Raw genomic sequence first — 21,180 nt, 5'->3', positions numbered from 1 at the left:
AGGATCGTTTCCCGAGCCGCTCTCCAGTCAAAATGCGGGGGTTGGGGAGGATGGGAGCGTATAACTCGTTGAACCGGCGAACCAACTTCCGCGCTGTCTCAAGTATGGGGAATCATGCTTTTATTCCACTGATCAACCTATGTTTGCGACCGCTCATATTGGTGCCAAGCACACCGGCGATAATCAACAATGCACCAATATAGTGATGGCTACCCACTGGTTCATGCAATATCCATGCACCTCCTACGATGGAGATGAGCGTGGACAGATTGCTGAATACACTCATTTGCGAAGCCTCCAGATGGGTCAGGGCATAGCTCGCGAGCAGGGTGGAGATCATGGTGGAGAGAATTGCCAGATAAGCGAGTGCACCCAGATAGGATGTATCTCCAAGTGGTTTGATATAGTCCATCATGGAACCGCTGGACGCATGTCGGATCAGGGAAGCGGCGTTAAATACAATACAGCCAACCATCAGTGTGACCCAGGTTAATTCCATTGGTTTATACTTCTGGGTTAATGGTCTTGCAAGCACACCATACCCTGCAAAACAGACTGTGGATAGTAGCAATAATGCAATACCCTTCAGGTTACTCATAGATACGCCGCTTCCTTGCATCATGAAAATAAAGACCACTCCAGCAACAGATAGAAGCAGGAATAGCTTCTGCATCGTTGATGTACGTTCCTTCAGGAAAACTGAAGCGAGAACGAGTGTGAATACAGGGGCCATGGCCTGAATAATTCCGGCTTCCGATGAGTTGGAAGAGACAAGTCCAAAGGCTTGAAAGGCAAAAAATAAGACGGGAGATAAAAGCCCCAGTGGAATGATGCGCCACAGATCACGAAGGCTCAGTCGGATTTTGATCCAGCCAAAAATGACAGGAATGATGACAACGATCAGCGACAGCGCGAATCGGTGGGCAAGCACATCAATGGGATGTGCAACAGTGACGGTCATTTTAACAAATAAAAAAGATAGACCGATAATAGCTGCGTACAATACAGCTGCGATATAGGCGTATCCCCGAGTGCGTGTTGTGTTCATGAATGCTCCTCCAATACAGTAGTCATAGTTCTTTATCTTTCATTATCCTGAATTATGTCAGGTTCGAGGCATGTGCTGGCCTTATTCAATATACTGCCAGGTGCATCGTGCTACAATAGATAAAAGGTTAAACTGTATCGGTACAGTTGTTGGAGAGGGATGGGTGCATTGAGAAAATACGAAGTGATTGCCGAAGCGTTAAAGCAATGGATTCAGGAACAGATGCAGCAGGATCGTCGCCAGTGGGCAGATAAGGGCATTCGACTGCCAGCCGTTCGAGTTGTAGCAGAACAATATCATTGCAGTGTAAGCACGGCTATTCGTGCATATGAGTGGCTGGAACAGCGGCATTTGGTGTATGCCATACCTCAATCCGGTTATTATGCCGTACAGAACGGGACAGGTGCTCAGGACATGGACTGGCAGGGAGCGTTGGACTTTGCTTCAGCTGCACCCGATCCAAGGGTGTTCCCTTATGCAGACTTTCGTCATTGTGTGGATCAGGCGATGGAGAAGAAGCAAGCAGAGTTATTTATGTATGGCACGGATCAGGGATTACCTTCGCTTATTCTGCTGTTGCAGAAGCAGTTTGCGGATTATCAGGTGTTTGCGAGAACAGAGCAGTTCTTTATCACGTCAGGTGTGCAACAGGCACTAGCTGTACTTGCATTGATGCCTTTTCCCAATGGAAAGAGAAAAGTACTGCTTGAACTACCGACCTATCATAATATGCCCTCGCTACTGAGTGGATTAAATGTGCCGATTGCTGGTGTGAGACGTGCCCTGGATGGGCTGGACTGGGCATCGCTTGAACGTCAGTTTGCTGAAGGAGATATCAAGTTTTTCTATGTCATGCCACGCTTTCACAATCCGATTGGTACATCGTTGACTGTTGCTGACAAGAAGAGACTGGTCCGGCTTGCACAGCGGTACGATGTCTATCTGGTGGAGGACGATTATCTGGCCGATCTGGAGGACAATACGAAACAGGACCCGCTATGGTCCTATGATACCGAAGGCCGGGTCATCTATCTGAAGAGTTACTCCAAAATTTTGTTTCCAGGTCTGCGCATTGGTGTAGCTGTTCTGCCCTCACCACTAATTCAATCTTTTGGGGCTTACAAAAAAATGCTCGATATCGACACTTCTGTTCTGTCTCAAGCTGCTCTGGAGATCTATGTCCACAGCGGAATGTTTGCTCATCACAGGAAAGTGATTCGTAACCGCTATGCTGCCCGGATGAACACGGTGCATGAGCAACTGGACACATATCCAGACTTTGCTCCATTTATGGAGGCTCCTCGAACAGGAGGGGAGCATACCATATTACCTTTGGCGGGTGATATGCCGCTTCGTGTTCTGCTATCCCGGCTTCAAAAGCGCGGAGTCATCGTTGATACGACTGAACGGTATTATCCGGAGGGAACATATCAGGTGCATCAGGATCAGATGCTGCGCTTGAACATCTCCAATGTGCCGAAGCAGCGAATTGAGGAAGGGATGCAGAAGATCCGTGAGGAAATTTTGAAACTTCAGATCAGGCAGAGATAAAGACAAAGCTATAACAGCAAGGCCATTACAATAAAACGCATATAGTTGTTACACTCAGCATCTATCTAGTCGTATTGGCCACTCACCACTGTCTGTATATAACAAAAGGCGTCCACACAAGTTGATCACTTGTTGGACGCCTTTTCCTTGAGTTGCTATCTATCAACGATGCAGCTTGTACGCTACATGGTAGATGGAAATAATCTAATTTATTCCTGAGCCATCGCCTTGAAGGAAGCTTCTGCGGCTTCCAATGTAGCCTGAACATCCTCGTCTGTATGAGCCGTGGTCAGGAACCAGGCCTCATATTTGGATGGAGCCAGATTAATGCCACGGTTCAGCATGTGACGGAAGAAGGAAGCAAACAGCTCTCCATCCGTGTCTTGAGCATGATCATAATTCGTAACCGGATGGTTACAGAAATGAGTGGAGAACGCACCGCGAATCCGGTTGATCGTCAGTGCAATCCCATGACGGTCAGCAGAAGCTTGCAGACCCGCTGTCAGGTCGATGGCAAGACGTTCCATCTCTTCATATACACCCGCGCCTTGCAGGACCTCCAGACATGCGATACCAGCCGAGATGGATGCAGGGTTACCAGCCATCGTTCCCGCCTGATAAGCCGGGCCAAGCGGAGCAACCTGCTCCATAACGTGTTTGCGTCCGCCGTAAGCACCGATTGGCAGGCCGCCACCAATAATTTTACCAAGAGCCGTCAGATCCGGTTCAATCTCCGCATGGTTATCGAGTCCGGCATATGTCTGTGTAGAACCGTAATGGAAACGGAAAGCCGTAATGACTTCGTCATAGATAACCAGGGAGCCGTTAGATCGTGTCATGGCACAGAGACCTTCCAGGAAGCCAGGTTCCGGCATAACCATACCGAAGTTACCAACGATCGGTTCAACCATGACTGCGGCGACATCATCACCCCAGCGTTCCAAAGCATCCTTCAGGGCTTCCAGATCATTGTAGGGCACAGTAATGACTTCTTGTGCAATACTGGCTGGAACTCCCGCACTGTCGGGAATTCCGAGCGTGGACGGGCCTGAACCGGCAGCTACAAGCACCAGATCGGAATGACCATGGTAACATCCGGCGAATTTTACGATCTTGTTGCGTTTGGTGTAGGCACGAGCGACCCGAATCGTAGTCATGACCGCCTCCGTACCGGAGTTTACAAAACGAACTTTATCCATGGAAGGGATAGCTTCCTTCAACATTTTGGCGAGCTTGATCTCAAGTTCAGTCGGGGTACCGTACAGCACGCCATTTGCCGCTGCTTCCGTAATGGCCTGTGTAATATGCGGGTGGGCATGTCCTGTAACAATAGGACCGTAAGCGGCCAGATAATCAATATAACGGTTGTCATCGACATCCCAGAAGTGGGCCCCTTGGGCTTTTTTCATAAATACAGGTGCACCGCCACCAACGGCTTTGAACGAGCGTGAAGGGCTGTTAACACCTCCTACAATATGTTCAAGTGCTTCTGCGTATAGAAGTTCGGAACGGGAACGTGATGTATTCATAAGATAACTTCCTTTCGTAATGCAAAATATGATAAAGAAACAAACCACAGAAAGATATGATGATTTTCTCATAATAGTATAGCCGGGCACAACGAGAGGGCAGCGAATGGCTGCCCTCTGCATGTGTAGATTACTGAGCCGGTTGCTCTGACTTCTGATCGTCACCACTGGCTGTTTTATCTTCGGTGCTGGTTGTACTATCATCCGTTGTAGCAGGCGGGTGAATAATATCCTGAATATGCTGCTTCAATTTCTCTTCATTGGTAACCGTCAATACTTGCGCACCGCCTGCTGTACGTTCTTCTTTCAGCAGGTTCATTGGCGGAATCTGCTCACTGCCGTTCATGCTGCTCTGGTATCCGAGTCCACCCAGCTTCCACATATCGGAAAGCGTGAGATTTGTATCTACGTAAGGATTAACCTGTTCCAGAATGGCAGGCAGTTTGGCAATGGTAGTTGTTGACTGCATTTTCGCTGTTACAGCTTTCAGCAACTCACGCTGACGTTCGGACCGAGCGAAATCCGACATGGCATCATGACGGAAACGAACGTACATGAGCGCTGTCTCGCCATCTAGGTGCTGATATCCTTTTTTGAGATCAATATCGTATTCGTTATTGTCTGCTTTACTTGTATAGTGCATGTCTTTCTCCACATCAAAATCAACACCGCCAACGGCATCCACCAATTTGATGAATCCCTGGAAATCCGTATACACATAATACTGTACAGGAATGCCGAGCAGGTCGCCGGCAGCTTGCATCGCTGCATTAGGGCCATGGGTGATAGCGGTGTTGATCCGCTCCTTGCCATATCCGTCAATATTGACGTAAGTGTCGCGCAGAATGGAGAACAGATTGATTTTTTTGGTCAGTGGGTCGAGCGATACAACCATCATGCTGTCGGAGCGAGGAACTTCACCTTTTTTCAATCCACGTGCATCGACACCCATAACGAGAATATTTACCGTTTCTGAGCCTTCCCATTTTGGTGGGTCAGGCGTATTTACTTTCTCCACATTTTCGATGCCTGCAAATGGTGAATCGTCGCCGTCCTTTGCCAAACCGTCCAACTGATTGAGAATAGAACCGAAATAATATGCCGCTGCTCCTCCAATAATTAACACGAAGGCGGCAAGAGAAATCCATATGGTTCTCTTCGTCTTTCTGGTCATGCTAGCTCTCCTTTGTATTTGAGATGAAATAAAAAAACGAGTTCGAGTATTCAAGTAAGAACTAGTCGGAGCTTTCCGAACACGTCTTTTCCCAACATAAGGGCAGGACGCGGCTCCAGACTATTTTAAAGCTTGCTGAATTTTGACTGATACCATTATAATTTCTTTTTGGGCTACAAGCAATTTCAACAAAATCCAAGTGAGGTATAATCATGCTGGCGATTGATGTCAAAGATTTGCGCAAGTCGTTTAGCGTCCAGAAAAGCCGAGGTGGGCTGAAGGGCGCGTTCCAGGACCTGTTTGCACGTCAATACCAAGAGGTATTGGCTGTAAATGATATTTCGTTTCAGATTCCGCAGGGTGAAATATGCGGATATATTGGGGAGAACGGTGCCGGTAAATCAACAACGATCAAGATGTTGACCGGCATTTTGGTGCCTACTTCAGGGCAAATATCGGTTGGTGGATATGTTCCGTATCAGGAACGGGAGAAGTTTGTACAGAATATTGGTGTTGTTTTTGGTCAGCGCAGTCAATTGTGGTGGGATATTGGCGTTATCGAATCCTTCCATTTATTGCGCAAAGTATATCGTGTCGGAGAGGTCGATTTCCGCAAACGGCTGGATGAACTGGTTGAGCGGTTGCAGCTTCAGGACCTGCTAAGCCGTCCGGTACGGAAGCTCAGTCTTGGTCAGCGCATGCGCTGCGAGTTAGTGGCAGCCTTGTTGCATAATCCAAGTATTGTTTTCCTGGACGAACCAACTATTGGTTTGGATATTGTGGTGAAGTCGGAAATTCGGGATTTCTTGAAAGACATGAACAAGGAGCATGGAACGACCATACTGCTCACAACCCACGATTTGCAGGACATTGAGGCACTGTGTTCCCGGGTGATCATGCTTGATGCAGGCAACATCATTTATGATGGAGGTCTGGATCATCTCAAGTCCCAGTGGGGTAAGGAGCGGGAGATCCGCTTCAAGTTTGGTTCAGCTCACTACATCAGTCAGATGCAGGAATGGACTGCTGCGTTGCCTGTACGTTGGACGGTTGAGAATGAATTGTCCGCATCCGTATGGATTCCACTTGAACTGAATGTTTCGGATGTACTCGGACGTGTCGTTGGACAAGCAGATATTACCGATATTCAGATTATTGAGATCAACACGGATGAGATTGTGCGCAGTATTTACCAATCCGGTTCCGCCGAGCGTCCCGAGATTGTGGGAGCAGGGAAAGAAGCGGTGGGTGTATCCTGAGATGAATAGTGCATTTATTGATTTTATGCGCATCCGTTTTCTAACGATGCTGGCATACCGGGTGAATTATTACTCCGGCATTTTGATATATACGCTGAATATCGGCGTGTATTACTTTACCTGGCAAGCCATTTACGGTAGCAGTGGTGAACTCGGCGGCTTCACGGCAGCGCAGATGACCACTTACATCGCTGTATCCTGGATGGCACGTGCCTTTTACTTTAACAACCTGGACCGGGAGATTGCCGCAGATATACGGGATGGCTCCATTGCGATTCAATTCATCAGGCCGATCAATTACGTTATGGTCAAAATGATGCAGGGTCTTGGGGAAGGTATTTTCCGCTTCCTGCTGCTCATGATTCCGGGAATGCTCATTGCCATTCTGCTGTTCCCGGTTGAATTGCCTACGGCGCCATCGGCGTGGATTGGCTTTCTAGTCATGCTGTTCTTCAGTTTCCTCATTAATTCCCAGATTAATGTGATAACGGGACTGGCGGCATTCTTTGTGGAAAACAATGAAGGCATGATGCGTATGAAACGCGTCGTGGTTGATTTGTTCTCCGGTCTAATCATCCCGATCAGCCTGTATCCAGGCTGGATGTCCGCGGTGATGAAAGTATTGCCTTTTCAGGCCATTACGTATCTGCCCGGTTCCGTATTCACTGGAAGAGTGGAAGGTACCGCCATCTGGAGTGTACTCGGTATTCAGGTGTTCTGGTTTGCCGTACTGCTGCTTCCGATGGTATTGATCTGGCGTAAGGCGCGCAAGCGTCTGTTCGTGCAAGGGGGATAACAGATATGTACTATATGGGTCTGATCTGGGAATATTTGAAAAATTACATGAAAACACGACTCACGTACCGTGCTGATTTCTGGGTGGAGATCCTATCGGATCTGCTGTTCCAGGCAACTAACCTGATCTTTATCTTTGTGGTCTTTCGCCATACGGATAACCTGGGCGGCTGGAGTGAGAGTGAAGTGCTCTTTGTTTATGGATATTTTATGGTGCCCTATGGCATCTTCAGTTGTTTTATCAACCTGTGGGGATTCAGTGAGCGGTACATCGTCAAAGGTGAGATGGATCGGATCCTGACTCGTCCTGCACATAACCTGTTCCAGATATTGCTTGAAAATGTAGATCCGCCTGCACTCGTGGGCTCGTTTATCGGCTTGATCATCATGATCTTCAGTGGCGCAGAGATGGGTCTGATGCTGGAGTGGTGGCATATCCCTGCCTTGATTATTTTGGCACTCAGCTCAGTCATGATCTATGCCGGCATCTACACTACATTGACTTCACTATCCTTTTATTCGGACGCGCCGACAGGTATCCTGCCGTTGATGTATAACATTCAAGGATATGGACGCTACCCGGTAACGATCTATAACCGTGCCATTCAGGTGCTGTTAACCTGGATCATTCCGTTTGCCTTCGTGGGGATCTATCCCGCAGCGTTGTTCCTGGAGAGGTCCGAGATGCATCGCATGGCGTTGCTTACACCTGTGATGGGATTGGTGTTTGGCTCGATGGGCTTGCTGTTGTGGAATTTTGGCGTGAAGCGGTATCGCGGAGCAGGTTCATAATAACGCCCTATAGCATTTCATGGGGGAGATTAGGGAGGAACTGACATGATGTTAAATGTAGGCGAATTGGCACCGGATTTTGAGCTTCCGTCCAGTACGGGAGAATCAGTAAAGCTTTCGGATTACCGCGGACAGCGGGTACTGCTTTATTTTTACCCCAAGGATATGACCTCGTCCTGTACGCAACAAGCTTGTGATTTCCGGGATCGACATGCTGAATTTGAAGGGCTGAACACAGTCATTCTTGGAATCAGCACCGATCCGATGAAACAACATGACAAGTTTATCGCCAAATATGGACTGCCGTTCACTTTGTTATCGGATGAAGAGCACGTTGTAGCCGAGCAATACGGGGTATGGCAACTGAAGAAAATGTATGGCAAAGAGTACATGGGCATGGTTCGCTCCACTTTTCTGATTGATGAAGAGGGGAAATTGATCAAGGACTGGTCCAAGGTTCGGGTCAAAGGACATATCGAGGCTGCGCTCGATACGATAAAAACGTTATAAGATATATCTATACAATGACAGGCTGCATCTGTGGAGGGTTCTCCATAATGCAGCCTGTTTATTTGTTCAAAGGAGTATTCTTGGTGCGCCGCTTCTTGAACAAAGCTCTCGCTTGGTGAACCAGTAACAGGAATATCGGGAGGACTATGCTTACGGTCACGTCCCAGTCAAACCATGCGTACATGATTGTAGTGGTATAGAAGACAATATTCGGGGAGATCAGGATGGACATTGCAAAAAACAACATCATGGAAGGCAAGGTGAGCGGTTTATAGTCTTTCAGGCGAAATAGCTGTGCGGTTCCGACCACAAACCCGAAGACATACAACAAACTTTTGAAATAGGTCGACAACAGCCAGGCGATCGCTGTGAGCGCCTCTATTCGTTGGAAAAAGTTACCTACATTAATCTTCTGGGCAAGAACATACGATATGTATACATTGTGTTGTGTCAGCGTCGATCCAAGAACAAGCAGGGCGATCAGAACAAGCGAAGTCAACAGGGCACTTCCGAGTAATGCGGAGAACATCATGTCTCTTCTCAAATGGGAGCTGTGCGTGACATATGGCATAATCATGGAAAGAATGATCAGTTCTCCGAATGAAGCGGCTGCAGCACGAAAGCTTCCATCTATCATCGAGAAAACGGGAGTATTGAAAAAAGGCTTCAATCGGGATACCTCGGCTTGAGGAAGCAGAAATATGATCAGGAAAAGCAAGCTGAAAACGACAATCGGTGCCAGTAATTCGGAGCTTCTGCCGATCGTACCCAGTCCCTTCAGCATCCCCCAGGTGAGTGTTACAACAAAAAGGATAATGATCGCGCGAATCGGCGTGTTTAGATAAATCTGAGTTGTCATGAAATCCCCTACTTCTCGAATGCATATAGAGGCTCCCATGAGAAAGTAAAACAGGTAGGCTGCAGACAAGACGGATCCCAGCCATTTGCCGAGTACTTTGGGACAGATCTCAATTAAGGACATGTTGGGGTAGGTCCGATGAAGCTTGTACATAAGCCACAAAATAAATAATCCAATAGGTAGCGATAACAGGGAACAGATCCAGGCATCCTGTTTAGCTGAATAGGCGACCATTGTAGGATATAACAGAATCATATCTCCGATTATGGTAGTAAAGGTAAGAACCGCGAACTGTCGTATGGTGAGCTTTTCCTGGATCAACATGCAGCATGCACTCCTTTTGTAAATAAAATTCCAGATGACAAGGCGTGTCCGTATTTCCAGTCAAGCTATGTCATACCCCACATCCACGAGCCCTTCCTCTTGATCCGGTTCCATTAACTACGAAGCTTGATATGGTTGACACGAGCTTTGATTACATGAATCAGCAGGAGAATACCCGGTAATAGAATACCAACGGTTGTATCCCAATCGACCCAGTAAGGAACGACGGTGATAATAATGAAGGTAACGCCTGGTGCAACCAGATTAGCAAAAGCAAAGACAAGCATAGATGAAGGCAAAATCAAAAAAACATAGCGTTTTAACTTAAATAATTCTGCAATGCCGATCGTAAATGCATACAGATATACCATAGCTTTGAAATAAGTAGAGATCAGCCAGACTGACGCCATAAGTGCCTCGATTCGTTGGAAAAAATCTCCAATACTAATTTTTTGCATCAGAATGAAGGAGGCATAGATGTTATGTTGCGTCAGAAAGGCCCCCAGAACGAGTATGGCGATGGTTACCAGAGAGGCCAATAACAGGTTGCCCAGCCCAGCGGCCATAATTAAATCCCGATTGCGATGCTCTTGACTGGAGGTATAGGGCAAAAGCATCAAGATGGGGATGGTTTCGCCGACAGGATAGATGACACTAACGAGAATCCCTTGAGCGATGGATACCACATCCGTGTCCATGAACGGTTTTATGTTGCTCGTGTCAATTTTGGGTACTAAACAGAAACAGAGTACAAGAATGAACACAACTCCAACAGGCATTAATAACTCGCTGCTTCGGCCCATAGTCTCAATCCCGTTGTAAACTCCCCAGGAGACAGCGATCACAAACAGCAGAATGATGACACGAATCGGCGTGTATTGGAAAAGCTGGGTCGTCATGAAATCACCGACCTCCCGGGTATGGGTGGAGGCACCAATGACAAAAAAGTACAAGTAAAAGCATCCGACCAGCGTGCCAGGCCAGAATCCCAGGATGCTTCGGGATATTGCAATCAGGTTCTTGTCTGGATAAGCTTTACCGAGCTTGAGGAACATGGCCATCAGAAGCATGCCGATCGGAACACCAATCAGGGCGCAGATCCAGGCATTTTGCTTGGCATATGACGTGATGACGGAAGGATAGATCATCATCATATCCCCAACAACCATCATAAATGTCAGGGTAGCCAGTGCTCGGGTACCCAGTCGCCCTTTTTCAAGCATCTCTATCACTCCTTTTAGCTAAGTTCCGGTAAGGTAAGCCAGGAATTGATTCACAGGTTCATAGATCCAAATGATGATATAAAGCGGACTCGGGAATTCCCATAGATTCACCGCGATGACGCTGAATACGGTGGCTGAAAGTAACATCCCGCTGTATACAGCTGTTTCTTTCCATTGTTTGCCTCGAACGAGCTTGGGAAGATCGACCCACCCAATTAGGCATCCAACCACAACAACAGTGATGGAGAGTAGCATGATCTCAATCCTTTATTTGATTTTTGAATGAGTTGTCCAGTGCACCTACACGTCTAATTTGTATATTGGCTTCGTATTTGATCTCCAGATTGTCGAAATACTTGTCCCAATCGTTCTCAATTTTATTGAAAAATTTGGGGTCGACTTGATAGATCTCCTGGCCGAATCCGAAGATGTCCACATGATATTTACGGCGGACAGAATTGACGGTGCTTTGCATGAGTTCCTTAAGTCGTTCTTGGGATAGTTGTTCCAACTCGCGAATGGCTGTCATGGAGCCAATCTGCATGTCGCAATCTACTGAACCGATTGAGTTTACGGTATTAACCTTAATCTTGACTTGAGGTTCTCCTCCTACAACTTTACCTTTACGATCCGTGGATGCTCGAAGTATTTTTACCGTTACGACGCCTTTGCTCTTCGGACAGTCAATGTGTCCTACGGTAGATTTGACATTGCCTCGGATGTAATTGTATCCCTTCGATTCTGCTTCCGATAACCAGCCGATCAACTTATCCTTTTTGAAGACACCTAAACCCGTTGTGTTCAGTCTGGCAGAGGTGCGTATCGTAGATATATTTTCAGTGCTGCTTTTTTTGTTGAGATCCCCAAGAATTTGAACCCCTGTAATAACAGGCTGAATTCCTGGGGATAACATGTAATCGATAAGTTGGTCTCCCGTTACCGTCGTTGTTGGAGCCCAGGTTTTGGAGGAAACGTCAAGGGAACTAAACAGCTTCTCTGCCGGAATGTTATCCAGAGGTGTCAGCAAATCAAGCACTTCCGATGCTTTCGTATTTCGCGCGACCATCACATAATAGTCGGGACGAACGGTTGGTTCACGCAGTAGAGCTTCCATGACATCATAGATACCCTCTTCGCGGGCGAACTTTTCTCCAAACACAAGAATTCGGATATGAGACATGAAGATTTTTCTAGGGCTGGTTTCGGTGAGCTGTTGTATGGCTTCCAGCAGGGATTTGGCGGTGGCCTGGTATTGAGTTACAGACGTTCCCTTGGAACCAGATGACTTGGCTGATATTTCATTTGGAACCACAACTTGTGCGCTAACCCGAATCTGATCACCATCCTTGTCAACACCTAGACCGAGCATGATGCCGAGTTCATTCATTTCTTGGCGATCCCAGCATCCTGTAAGCAAAGGAAGCATGACTGCAAAGCACATCAATAAACGTAAGCTTTTATTCATATTTGGGTCTCCTGACTGAGTCAACGCTTGGTTTTCCTAGGTGTTTGTCTTGTGACATTCGATGATCCTGTGGATAACGGGCGGGTCTTCATGCGTGACCACGGCACACGAAAGATGGTGTCTTTCATATCTTTTTGAATATAAGGTGCAAAAGGAGACATGTAGGGCACACCGAAAGAACGCAAGCTGCAGAGGTGGGTTACCGTAATGAGTAATACAATCAGAATGCCGTAGAAACCGAAGGCTGCCGCCATCATCATTAGTACAAAGCGCAAGATTCGTACCGAGATGGACAGACCATTCTCCGGGACGACGTAGCTGGATATCGCAGTAATGGATACGATAATGACCATCGCAGCCGATACAACCCCTGCATCTACTGCAGCTTGACCAATAACAAGCGTACCGACAATGGACACAGCCTGGCCGACCGTTTTGGGTATCCGAATACCTGCTTCTCGTAAGATCTCATAGGTTAACTCCATCAACAGGGCTTCAATGAAAGCGGGAAAAGGGACACCTTCCCGCTGGGCTGCCAAACTGATAAGCAAATTGGTGGGCAACATCTCCTGATGGAACGTTGAAATGGCAATATAGAATGATGGGGATAGCAGGGCGATGAAAAAGGACAGATAGCGAATCATCCGGATCAATGTACTGATATCTGCTCGCTGATAGTAGTCTTCTGGAGACTGAAAAAAGTGTACAAACAAGGCAGGCACAAGTAATACAAAGGGTGTTCCGTCCACAATGATCGCAACCCGTCCCTCCAGCAGGGCAGCAGATACGGTATCTGGTCTTTCACTGTTATAGACGGTCGGGAAAACCGTCATCGTTTTGTCTTGCACCAGTTCTTCGATATATCCACTCTCCAGAATGCTGTCTATATCTATCTTATCCAGCCTTTGCCGGAGCTCCATCACGATCTCCTGATCCACGATATTCTCCAGATAGAGCACGGCAACTCGGGTCTTGGTAACCCGGCCAATCTCTCTCTCTTCAATCCAGAGATGAGGGTCACGGATTCGTTTGCGGATTAAGGAGGTATTTGTACGCAGATTCTCATTAAAGCCCTCCATCGGCCCACGAACAACGGTTTGGGAGATGGGCTCTCCAACGGAGCGATCTTCCCAGCCTGCAGCGCCAATCTTCAATCCTCGAACTGAACCTTCAATCAGCAAGACGGCTGATCCAGCAAGCATCGCATTCAGGATCTCATGCATATCCTCGACCAGCATGACATCACTGGCGGTCAGAATATCATTCTGAAGGTAACTCAGATGTTCATCATCTGATGAAAAGTCGGGTAGATCATGTCTTTGCAATAAAGATTCCATGATGGAGTGATTCAGAATCTGAACATCCACCAGTCCGTCGATGTACAGCATGACGGCAGGCCACTTATGTAAACATTGCAGGGGACGGATCATCAAGTCGGTACTATTCCCCATCATTTGCTTGCAATATTCCGTATTGTCGTTCAGATTTGGAGAAATTTCCTTATGATCTTTACGGTCTTGCACCGATGTACTCATCCCATTGCCCCCTATACATCCTATAATTGCAAGTTAGTATGACCTGAATGAATCGGGATTATCACATAAAAAGAGAATGGTTGCATATGAGTGGTATACAAAAGGAAGTTTGAGGTGAATCACAGTAGCGGAGGTGTTTTATTTCAAACAAAAAAAAGAGCCGCGCGGTTACGCAACTCCTTGCTTATTCTTATTATTTTTACTTTTGTCTTTGTCGAACTGGGGTTGGCTTGGATACGGTGGATCTTGCTGCCCATGCTTTGCGGTAACGATAGAACACGGCTACGATGAGCAATAGGCCGATTCCTCCCACGATATATGCTGCATATTGATGAGCCAGATGGAATACGGCGTTCCACTGAGGGCCAAATATTTTGCCAATGCCCAGAAACAGTACAACCCAGAACAGTGCGCCTGAATAGGCGTAGAGAGCGAATTTGCGAAAGGGAACAGCGGCTATACCCGCGAAATACCCGGTGAAATGTCTTACTCCCGGAATGAAATAACCGATGAAGATTAAAGCATTACCATACTTGGCAAACCACTTTTGCGTTTTATCGAGCTTGTCCTGCTTCATCAGAAACCATTTTCCGTATCGTGTTATAAAGGGCAGTCCTGCTTTGGCTCCAATAAAATAAGTGATGGTCATGCCAATCGTTGTTCCCAAAAAAGCCAGTATGGTGAGGATTCCGAAGTCCAGATGCCCCTTGTAGGAGAGAAACCCTGCGTAAGCCATCGTTGTTTCACCAGGAAAGGGAAGTGCGATGAATTCAAGCAACAAGCCAAAAAACAATACGCTGTATCCGTAGGACCCAAACAGATGTTGGATCTTCTCAAGCAATTCCAATAGATTTCACTCTCCTGAATACGGGTGGGAGCATGAATACTCTCCAAGGTGTTTTAATGTGTTCTGCCTGTTCATTATGCTACCTAATCTGAAGCGAAGAATCAATCAGGCTACATAGCAAATTGTGAAAAAATATTAAACAAAATCACGTCTTTTTTCAATGTAGCCTCCATATAATTCTAACAAATCTGCTGAAGTCTATCAGCAAATTACTAGAGACGGTGGAGGTCGATTCGTAAATGGTACAGAGACCGGAATTGAGAATCAAGGAAAATGGGGGAAACTCTGCAACAACCATACATATGTTTTTATCTGGACAATGGCATGTCATTCTCATGCGGATTGCGATATTGTTATGTGCATTTGCTGTATATGCAGGCACGGCTTATGCATCTGCTGCTTCCGGCTCAGGTGATCCAATCCCGGAAGATAAGAATACTCAAGACAAGGTAGTTTATCTGAGTTTTGACGATGGACCGGGGAACCATACCCGTGAAGTATTGGATATTTTGCGTAAGGAGAAGGTTTTGGCTACATTTTTTGTACTGGGTGAGCAGGCAGAACGTTATCCCGAGTTAATCCGGGGGCTTGTGGAGGATGGACATGCTTTGGGCAATCATACGTTTAATCATCAATACGAACAGCTGTACAGTGATTTTAAAGTGTTCTGGAAACAGATCAAGCAGACAGAGGAAGTGCTGGAGCGTATTACCGGGTTCCGTCCGAATCTGGTGCGAGCACCAGGCGGTACTTACGGGCATTTTGACCAGAGTTATTTTGATTTGCTCCAACTGGGTGGATACACCGTCATGGACTGGAACGTCGACAGTGGGGATTCCAAGCGTAGAGGTGTTCCGGCCAAAGAGATCCTCAGCAATTCGACCAAAGTACCTGCGGGAGCACGTTCGGTCATTGTCCTGATGCATGACGGTGGTGCACATGCTGAAACGGTAAAAGCACTTCCGGGTATTATCAAATATTATCGTGATCATGGATATCGTTTTGACACCATAAAGAGTACGGATCAACCAGTTCAATTCCGTGTACATCCAGATGGTAAGTATAAGGCCCGCAAGGCGCCAGGAAAGGCCTGGATCGCAGAGCATGTAGAAGCGAACGCGACGTTATGGCTTCCAAGCAAGAAGCTGAAGGTAGAGGTGGGCTTGGCTGCAGCTACCTTGCAACCGGGCGAGTTCCGCATGGAGGGGCAGCGAATCATGGTGCCATTGCGTACTTTCATGAAAAAATTCGGGGGCAGCACTCGCTGGGACTCTGAAACAAGGACGGCCATAGCAGTATGGAAGGAAAGAACGATTCATGCAGACAGTGTGAGTGGAACACTGACTACAACCGGGGCAATTGAAACGGGAGCAGTACAGAGTCAAGGTGGAACCATCTGGGTTCCGTTACGTGAGCTACTGGAGCAGATGGGGTTGAGGGTGAATTCCTTAACCAGTAATGAAGCAGAGTGGACGGTAAAGGCGGGCACTTCCAGATCCATTTCGGCAATGAACAACATATTTAAGTATAAAATGATCTGAAGAAAGTCATTCTTGCAGGACTATTCTCTCTACTTCCGGGCAACACTGAATCATAGATTACTATGGTTCAGGAATGCTGATGAACGGAAGGAGATCAGAGAAATGTCTTATATCCGAATGGAACATGAACATGCTGTTGAATTGTTAAACAGGGTCATGAAGCGTGTTGAGAGTGTGATTATTGGCAAAAAAACAGAGATTCGTTATGTCCTTACCGCAATGCTCAGTGGAGGTCATGTACTTCTGGAAGATGTGCCGGGTACCGGGAAAACGATGCTGGTTCGTGCCGTTGCTTCTGCACTGGACTGCTCCATGGGCCGGATTCAATTCACGTCCGATGTCATGCCGGCAGATGTTACGGGCACTTCAATCTATCATCCACATACAGCTGAATTCAAGTTTCGGCCCGGACCCGTCATGTCCAACGTTGTCCTGGCTGATGAAATAAATCGCGCTTCACCACGCACTCAGTCTGCCCTGCTGGAGGCAATGGAGGAACGACGTATTACGGTTGATGGCACAACCTATGCCTTGCCACGCCCGTTCTTTCTGCTGGCGACACAGAACCCGTTACAGTTCGAAGGTACGTACCGTCTGCCTGAAGCGCAGCTGGATCGATTTATCATGAGAATTGGACTGGGGTATCCCGATCCGGAACAGGAATTGGAATTGTTAACCCGCATGCAAGGTAGAGAAGCGATTGATGAACTTCGCCCTGTCCTGCTTGCTGAAGAGGTCGTAGCCATGCAGCGTGAAGTCAAACAGGTACATGTTGATCCGGTCGTTAAACAGTATCTGGTGGCTGTTGCTGTAGCCTCTCGCAGCCTTCCGGCGGTCAGACTGGGCATCAGTCCGCGTGGAACACTGGCCTGGATGGCTGCGGCGCAGTCATTTGCCTATCTTCAAGGGCGCAGTTATGTCATTCCGGATGATGTGAAAGAGGTAGCGGTGCCTGTCCTTTCCCACCGTATTCAATTGAAGGCCCAGAACAGAGCGGAGGTTTGGGGGCAAGTACAGGTCATTGAAGAAGCATTGTCATCGGTCCCGGTACCTGTACAGATGGCATCACAGGGAAGGGGACGGAGGCAATGACTGCGCTGGGACAACGGATTGTGAGTGCTGTCTTGGTGGTGGCTTTTGCTTCCTTGTATCAGTGGCATGGGGGCAAAGCGGCGTTGTTTCTATCCGTTATAGCTTTCTTGATGTTCACAGGAGGTCTGCTTCTCCATTGGTTCGGACCACGGCGTATTCACATCCGTCGGAAAATACACACGAACCGGATTGAGGCAGGCGAGCAGGTACGGGTTCTAGTCGAACTGGAATTCAATTGCCGTATTCCATTGTTATGGATCGTTCTGTGTGAGAACACACCTGCAGGTGTTCATCGCAAATTGATTTTCCCGGGAACACGGCGACAATTTTCCTATCAATATGAATGTTCCGGGTTACGCAGAGGAGTCTACAGATGGGATACGGGCAGATTGTACTGGGGTGATATGTTTGGCTGGAATACCCTCTCCGCAGAGACCTCGGGAGGTACCCCCTTGATTGTTGTTCCTCAAGCAACAGCTTGGGGGAAGGGTGATTCGGTAGAATTCGCAGCGATGATTGAAGGCACTCTGTCAGAGCGAAGAAATAGCCAGGGGAACCGTAGCCCTGAGTTCCGTGAATATCAGCAGGGTGACCCACTGGGACGAGTTCATTGGAAAAGTACAGCCAAAACGGGAAAACTTCAAGCCTTTCTGCCTGATACCACGGATCTGGCTTCGCTCGGCATCCTTGTGTATGAAGGCGCGTCAGGTTATGACGTAAAACAACAGGAGAACATGGATGCACCTGCTTTTGAACGAGTGGTTCGTGCAGCTGCCCGCTGGATTCATACCGCTGAACGGGATGACATTCCTTATCATCTGTGGATGGAAGGCGGCGATAAGAACTATGATGCACAAGATCAATGGAAACATGGGCCGTTCCATGCAGATGATGAGAATCATGGACTGGACAAGTTAGCGGGGGCACGAATATCCAAAGCACAATCAGGCTCTGTTTCGCTTCGAACGGAGATGCTGGATGGACTAACGAGCGGGTCGCGAATTGTTGTTCTCACAGGTAAGATGGATCAGGTTCTGGCCGACTGGATCATAACTGCAATCGGGTCGGGTTATCGTGTAGAGGTGCAATTGACTGAGGCAAACCAGGACCAAAACCAATTAGGATCAACGGATAGATTGATGAATGGATTGGGATATGACAGCTTAAGTTTGGAGCGGCTTCGTCACAGCGGGGTGCCGATCCACGCGGTTACAGACGTTGCGTTATCTTCATTGGGAAAGGTGGAGGTAACGGATGTGGGAGCGTAATGGTAACCAGCAACCCAATTCCACTGTGGCCAACTTAGAGTCAACGGACCGTACGAGAATGGAATCGGCCCATTCCGTATATAAAGCTGTGAACCAGAATTCTGTGACGGACTTAAAGGATGAGGGATTTGTTAGCGTACCTGTCCTGTACAAAATTGTTATTTCGGCCATTTTACTTATACTGTCTCTGGAGTGGATATATCCTGTTACATCATCAGATCAGCAGGGCAGTGAGCGGTTCTTGTCCGTAATGGCGGGATTAACAGGAGCATTGTTGCTCGCGGGGTTAATTCGTACAGGATGGATCACCGGAGTGCTGATCCGATTATTCATTGCACTCGCTGCTTTATGTCTGATGTACGGAGGAAGTGATCCTGTCCGTTGGGCGGTTGCATACCCGGGAATACTTTCAGCGGATATGGACACGTTTATAAATAACTGGCGATTTCACTCGATTAGTACAGAAACGAGAGGTTTGTTCATGATGTGCGGCTGGAGCATGCTCATGGCTTCTGTGCAATCCCTCGTATTGTTACGTCGAAGCGTTATGCTGTTTGGCAGTGCAACGCTGCTTTATTTGCTTTTGCTTGAATCCTTTGCGGGGCTGGATGTGTATGCTTCTGTAATACGGTCTGTCCTATGGACTTTTCTTATTCAGGCTCTGCTCCAGCTATTACGTCTCAATGGAGGAGTCACGACTCCGAGTTATCGTGGTAGCCCCTATGGCCGTTGGAGTGCAGTAACTATCGTTGTTTCCGCAGGTATGGTGCTTCTCTCCGCGTTACCTGGCCAGTTTGCTTCCATTCCTCAACCGGAACGCATATCTTTGGAGCAGATGGGTGAACGCCTAGCTCGCTGGGCAGGTTATACACAGCACAGTAGTATCCCTGCTGCAACGGCAGTCACGGGATATAGCACAGCGGACGCGCCTATGGGAGCACCGTTGGTGCAGGGGAACTCCATCTTTTTTATAGCAAAGAGTCCAAAAGTGACGTATTGGCGAGGGGAGACCCGTTCATATTATAACGGTAGTACTTGGAGTGATCCGGGTCAAAGCTTCGAAACGGCCAGTCCATCCGGAATGTTGCGTGCTGATGGTTGGGAGAATCCAACCTATTGGAGTCGCATTCGCCAAACCGTCACGATGCAGCGAGAGTGGAAAGGACCAAATCCACTCTTTACCGGGGGCATCCCGGTCAACGTATCGTTCCAGGATAAGAACAAGGATAATCAGGAAAACATGTTTTCTTTGCTGTCTAATCGCGATTCGGCAACATTGTGGCTCGCAGGCTCCGGAAACGATAAGATGGTTAAACATTATTCGGCAGACGTCATGGTTCCTGTCGCAACACCTGAACAGTTACGTCTGCTTGAGGAAACGAATAAAGGGAAAGATCCGGCAGCCATTCGGAGGGACTATCTGCAATTGCCTGCATCACTCCCTGGTAGAGTGCAGACGCTTGCCAAGGAAATCATTCAAGGCAGTGAGACCCGGTATGACGCTGTGCAAGCCGTCAAGACTTATCTGGCTGCTCATGCCGAGTATACGTTGGATACCCGTATGCCACCGCGAGGAACGGATTTTGTGGATGATTTTCTATTCGTCACCCGGCAGGGGTATTGCAATCATTTCTCTACAGCTATGATTGTGTTGCTACGTGCAGAGGGCATCCCCGCACGCTGGGTTAAAGGTTTTGGCCCCGGAGTTGCTGACCCGGATGTGCCCAGTCAGTATGTGATTTCACAGGGAGATGCACATTCCTGGGTAGAGGTATATTTTCCGGGTGCAGGCTGGATGCCGTTTGAGGCCACGCCGGGCTTCACCATGGCGCAAGGCGCGGGCGAAAGTGTCGCAGCGCTCGCCGGGCCGCAGCCTGTTGCGGAGACTCCGCCGTATATGAGCGGCGGATTGGCTAATGCGGGCGCATGGCTGCTCGCCCGCGCACGGGCCATTGCCGCGGAGCCGTGGCTCGCGGCAGCCCTTGTGGCTGCGGCCCTGCTGGGCGCCGCTGCTCTGGTCCGCATGCGGCGGCTACGCCCCGCGCTGCGGTTAGGGCTGCTGCTGGCGTGGCCACGCAGCAGCTTTCCAGACCGAGAGCGGCTGCTGCGTGCCGCCGCTCCGGTCTGGGCCGCGCTCGCGCGCCGGTACGGCCCGCGGCCGCCGGGTATGACGCTGCGTGAATATGCAGCGTCACCGGCTTTAGCCGCAGGCGCGGACGGCGCGGACATCGCGCGGTTTGCAGCCGACTGGGAACGGCTGCTGTACGGTCCAGACCGTCCGCTGCGCGCGGACAGTCTGAACTTCCTGCGCCGGGCACTGCGTTTGGCCCGGCGGTTGCAGGCGTTGTAACACAAGGATGTTACAACG

18 protein-coding genes are annotated in these 21,180 nt (G+C 48.3%); 9 read left to right on the top strand and 9 right to left on the bottom strand.

What is annotated here, in order from left to right; genetic code table 11:
• Positions 1–112: 112 nt before the first annotated feature.
• Positions 113–1,048: a DMT family transporter gene (locus MHI01_RS15125; RefSeq protein ID WP_340983507.1), complete on the bottom strand. Its 936-nt coding sequence runs from the start codon at positions 1,046–1,048 to the stop codon at positions 113–115.
• A 159-nt stretch (positions 1,049–1,207) separates the two neighbouring features.
• On the opposite strand from MHI01_RS15125, the gene MHI01_RS15120 reads away from it, so the two are divergent.
• Entirely contained in the window at positions 1,208–2,599 is a 1,392-nt protein-coding gene (locus tag MHI01_RS15120; protein WP_340983506.1) for an aminotransferase-like domain-containing protein, read from the top strand.
• Between the two features lie 209 nt (positions 2,600–2,808).
• On the opposite strand, the gene MHI01_RS15115 is transcribed toward MHI01_RS15120, so the two are convergent.
• Both MHI01_RS15115 and MHI01_RS15110 read right to left on the bottom strand, forming a co-directional pair.
• Positions 2,809–4,128 carry a glutamate-1-semialdehyde 2,1-aminomutase gene (locus tag MHI01_RS15115; RefSeq protein WP_340983505.1) on the bottom strand — a complete coding sequence of 440 codons (1,320 nt, stop codon included), beginning with the start codon at positions 4,126–4,128 and terminating at the stop codon, positions 2,809–2,811.
• 130 nt (positions 4,129–4,258) lie between these two features.
• The gene (locus MHI01_RS15110) at positions 4,259–5,302 is read right to left on the bottom strand and encodes an LCP family protein (protein WP_282319469.1); all 1,044 of its coding nucleotides are present in this window, start codon (positions 5,300–5,302) and stop codon (positions 4,259–4,261) included.
• Between the two features lie 212 nt (positions 5,303–5,514).
• On the opposite strand from MHI01_RS15110, the gene MHI01_RS15105 reads away from it, so the two are divergent.
• From MHI01_RS15105 to bcp, 4 genes are read left to right on the top strand one after another with little or no spacing between them, the layout of a single operon-like run.
• Positions 5,515–6,561, top strand: coding sequence for an ABC transporter ATP-binding protein (locus tag MHI01_RS15105; protein ID WP_340983504.1), 1,047 nt, complete (start codon positions 5,515–5,517; stop codon positions 6,559–6,561).
• Between the two features lies 1 nt (position 6,562).
• Positions 6,563–7,357, top strand: a complete 795-nt coding sequence (locus tag MHI01_RS15100) for an ABC transporter permease (RefSeq protein ID WP_036614077.1) — start codon at positions 6,563–6,565, stop codon at positions 7,355–7,357.
• A gap of 5 nt (positions 7,358–7,362) precedes the next feature.
• Positions 7,363–8,148, top strand: coding sequence for an ABC transporter permease (locus tag MHI01_RS15095; protein WP_036614076.1), 786 nt, complete (start codon positions 7,363–7,365; stop codon positions 8,146–8,148).
• A gap of 45 nt (positions 8,149–8,193) precedes the next feature.
• A complete protein-coding gene (bcp, locus tag MHI01_RS15090) occupies positions 8,194–8,658 on the top strand; it encodes a thioredoxin-dependent thiol peroxidase (protein ID WP_340983503.1) in 465 nt (154 codons plus the stop codon).
• Positions 8,659–8,716: 58 nt separating this feature from the next.
• Here bcp and MHI01_RS15085 read toward each other — a convergent pair whose 3' ends face one another.
• The 6 genes from MHI01_RS15085 to MHI01_RS15060 all read right to left on the bottom strand — a co-directional run bounded on the left by MHI01_RS15085 (position 8,717) and on the right by MHI01_RS15060 (position 14,911).
• Complete coding sequence (locus MHI01_RS15085; protein ID WP_340983502.1) at positions 8,717–9,841, bottom strand: GerAB/ArcD/ProY family transporter; 1,125 nt, start codon at positions 9,839–9,841, stop codon at positions 8,717–8,719.
• 113 nt (positions 9,842–9,954) lie between these two features.
• Entirely contained in the window at positions 9,955–11,064 is a 1,110-nt protein-coding gene (locus MHI01_RS15080; RefSeq protein WP_340983501.1) for a GerAB/ArcD/ProY family transporter, read from the bottom strand.
• A gap of 18 nt (positions 11,065–11,082) precedes the next feature.
• Positions 11,083–11,319, bottom strand: coding sequence for a hypothetical protein (locus tag MHI01_RS15075; RefSeq protein ID WP_340983500.1), 237 nt, complete (start codon positions 11,317–11,319; stop codon positions 11,083–11,085).
• A gap of 4 nt (positions 11,320–11,323) precedes the next feature.
• Positions 11,324–12,529, bottom strand: coding sequence for a Ger(x)C family spore germination protein (locus tag MHI01_RS15070; protein ID WP_340983499.1), 1,206 nt, complete (start codon positions 12,527–12,529; stop codon positions 11,324–11,326).
• Between the two features lie 20 nt (positions 12,530–12,549).
• Positions 12,550–14,064: a spore germination protein gene (locus MHI01_RS15065; RefSeq protein WP_340983498.1), complete on the bottom strand. Its 1,515-nt coding sequence runs from the start codon at positions 14,062–14,064 to the stop codon at positions 12,550–12,552.
• A gap of 199 nt (positions 14,065–14,263) precedes the next feature.
• Positions 14,264–14,911 (bottom strand): DedA family protein, encoded by a 648-nt coding sequence (locus MHI01_RS15060; protein WP_340983497.1) that lies wholly within the window; start codon positions 14,909–14,911, stop codon positions 14,264–14,266.
• A 239-nt stretch (positions 14,912–15,150) separates the two neighbouring features.
• Between MHI01_RS15060 and MHI01_RS15055 the strand changes: the two genes are divergently transcribed.
• The 4 genes from MHI01_RS15055 to MHI01_RS15040 all read left to right on the top strand — a co-directional run bounded on the left by MHI01_RS15055 (position 15,151) and on the right by MHI01_RS15040 (position 21,162).
• On the top strand, positions 15,151–16,452 hold the full coding sequence (locus MHI01_RS15055; protein ID WP_036668204.1) for a polysaccharide deacetylase: 1,302 nt from the start codon (positions 15,151–15,153) through the stop codon (positions 16,450–16,452).
• Between the two features lie 102 nt (positions 16,453–16,554).
• The gene (locus tag MHI01_RS15050; protein WP_076320367.1) at positions 16,555–17,544 is read left to right on the top strand and encodes an AAA family ATPase; all 990 of its coding nucleotides are present in this window, start codon (positions 16,555–16,557) and stop codon (positions 17,542–17,544) included.
• Complete coding sequence (locus tag MHI01_RS15045) at positions 17,541–18,812, top strand: DUF58 domain-containing protein (protein WP_340983496.1); 1,272 nt, start codon at positions 17,541–17,543, stop codon at positions 18,810–18,812. The genes MHI01_RS15050 and MHI01_RS15045 overlap by 4 nt, the downstream gene beginning before the upstream one ends.
• Positions 18,799–21,162: a transglutaminase-like domain-containing protein gene (locus MHI01_RS15040; RefSeq protein WP_340983495.1), complete on the top strand. Its 2,364-nt coding sequence runs from the start codon at positions 18,799–18,801 to the stop codon at positions 21,160–21,162. Before MHI01_RS15045 ends, MHI01_RS15040 begins: the two co-directional genes overlap by 14 nt.
• Positions 21,163–21,180: the final 18 nt, after the last annotated feature.

Origin of the sequence: Paenibacillus sp. FSL M7-0656 (assembly GCF_038003225.1) — a bacterium.
Taxonomy (GTDB): domain Bacteria; phylum Bacillota; class Bacilli; order Paenibacillales; family Paenibacillaceae; genus Paenibacillus; species Paenibacillus amylolyticus.
This window is presented reverse-complemented; position numbering and strand designations above follow the sequence as displayed.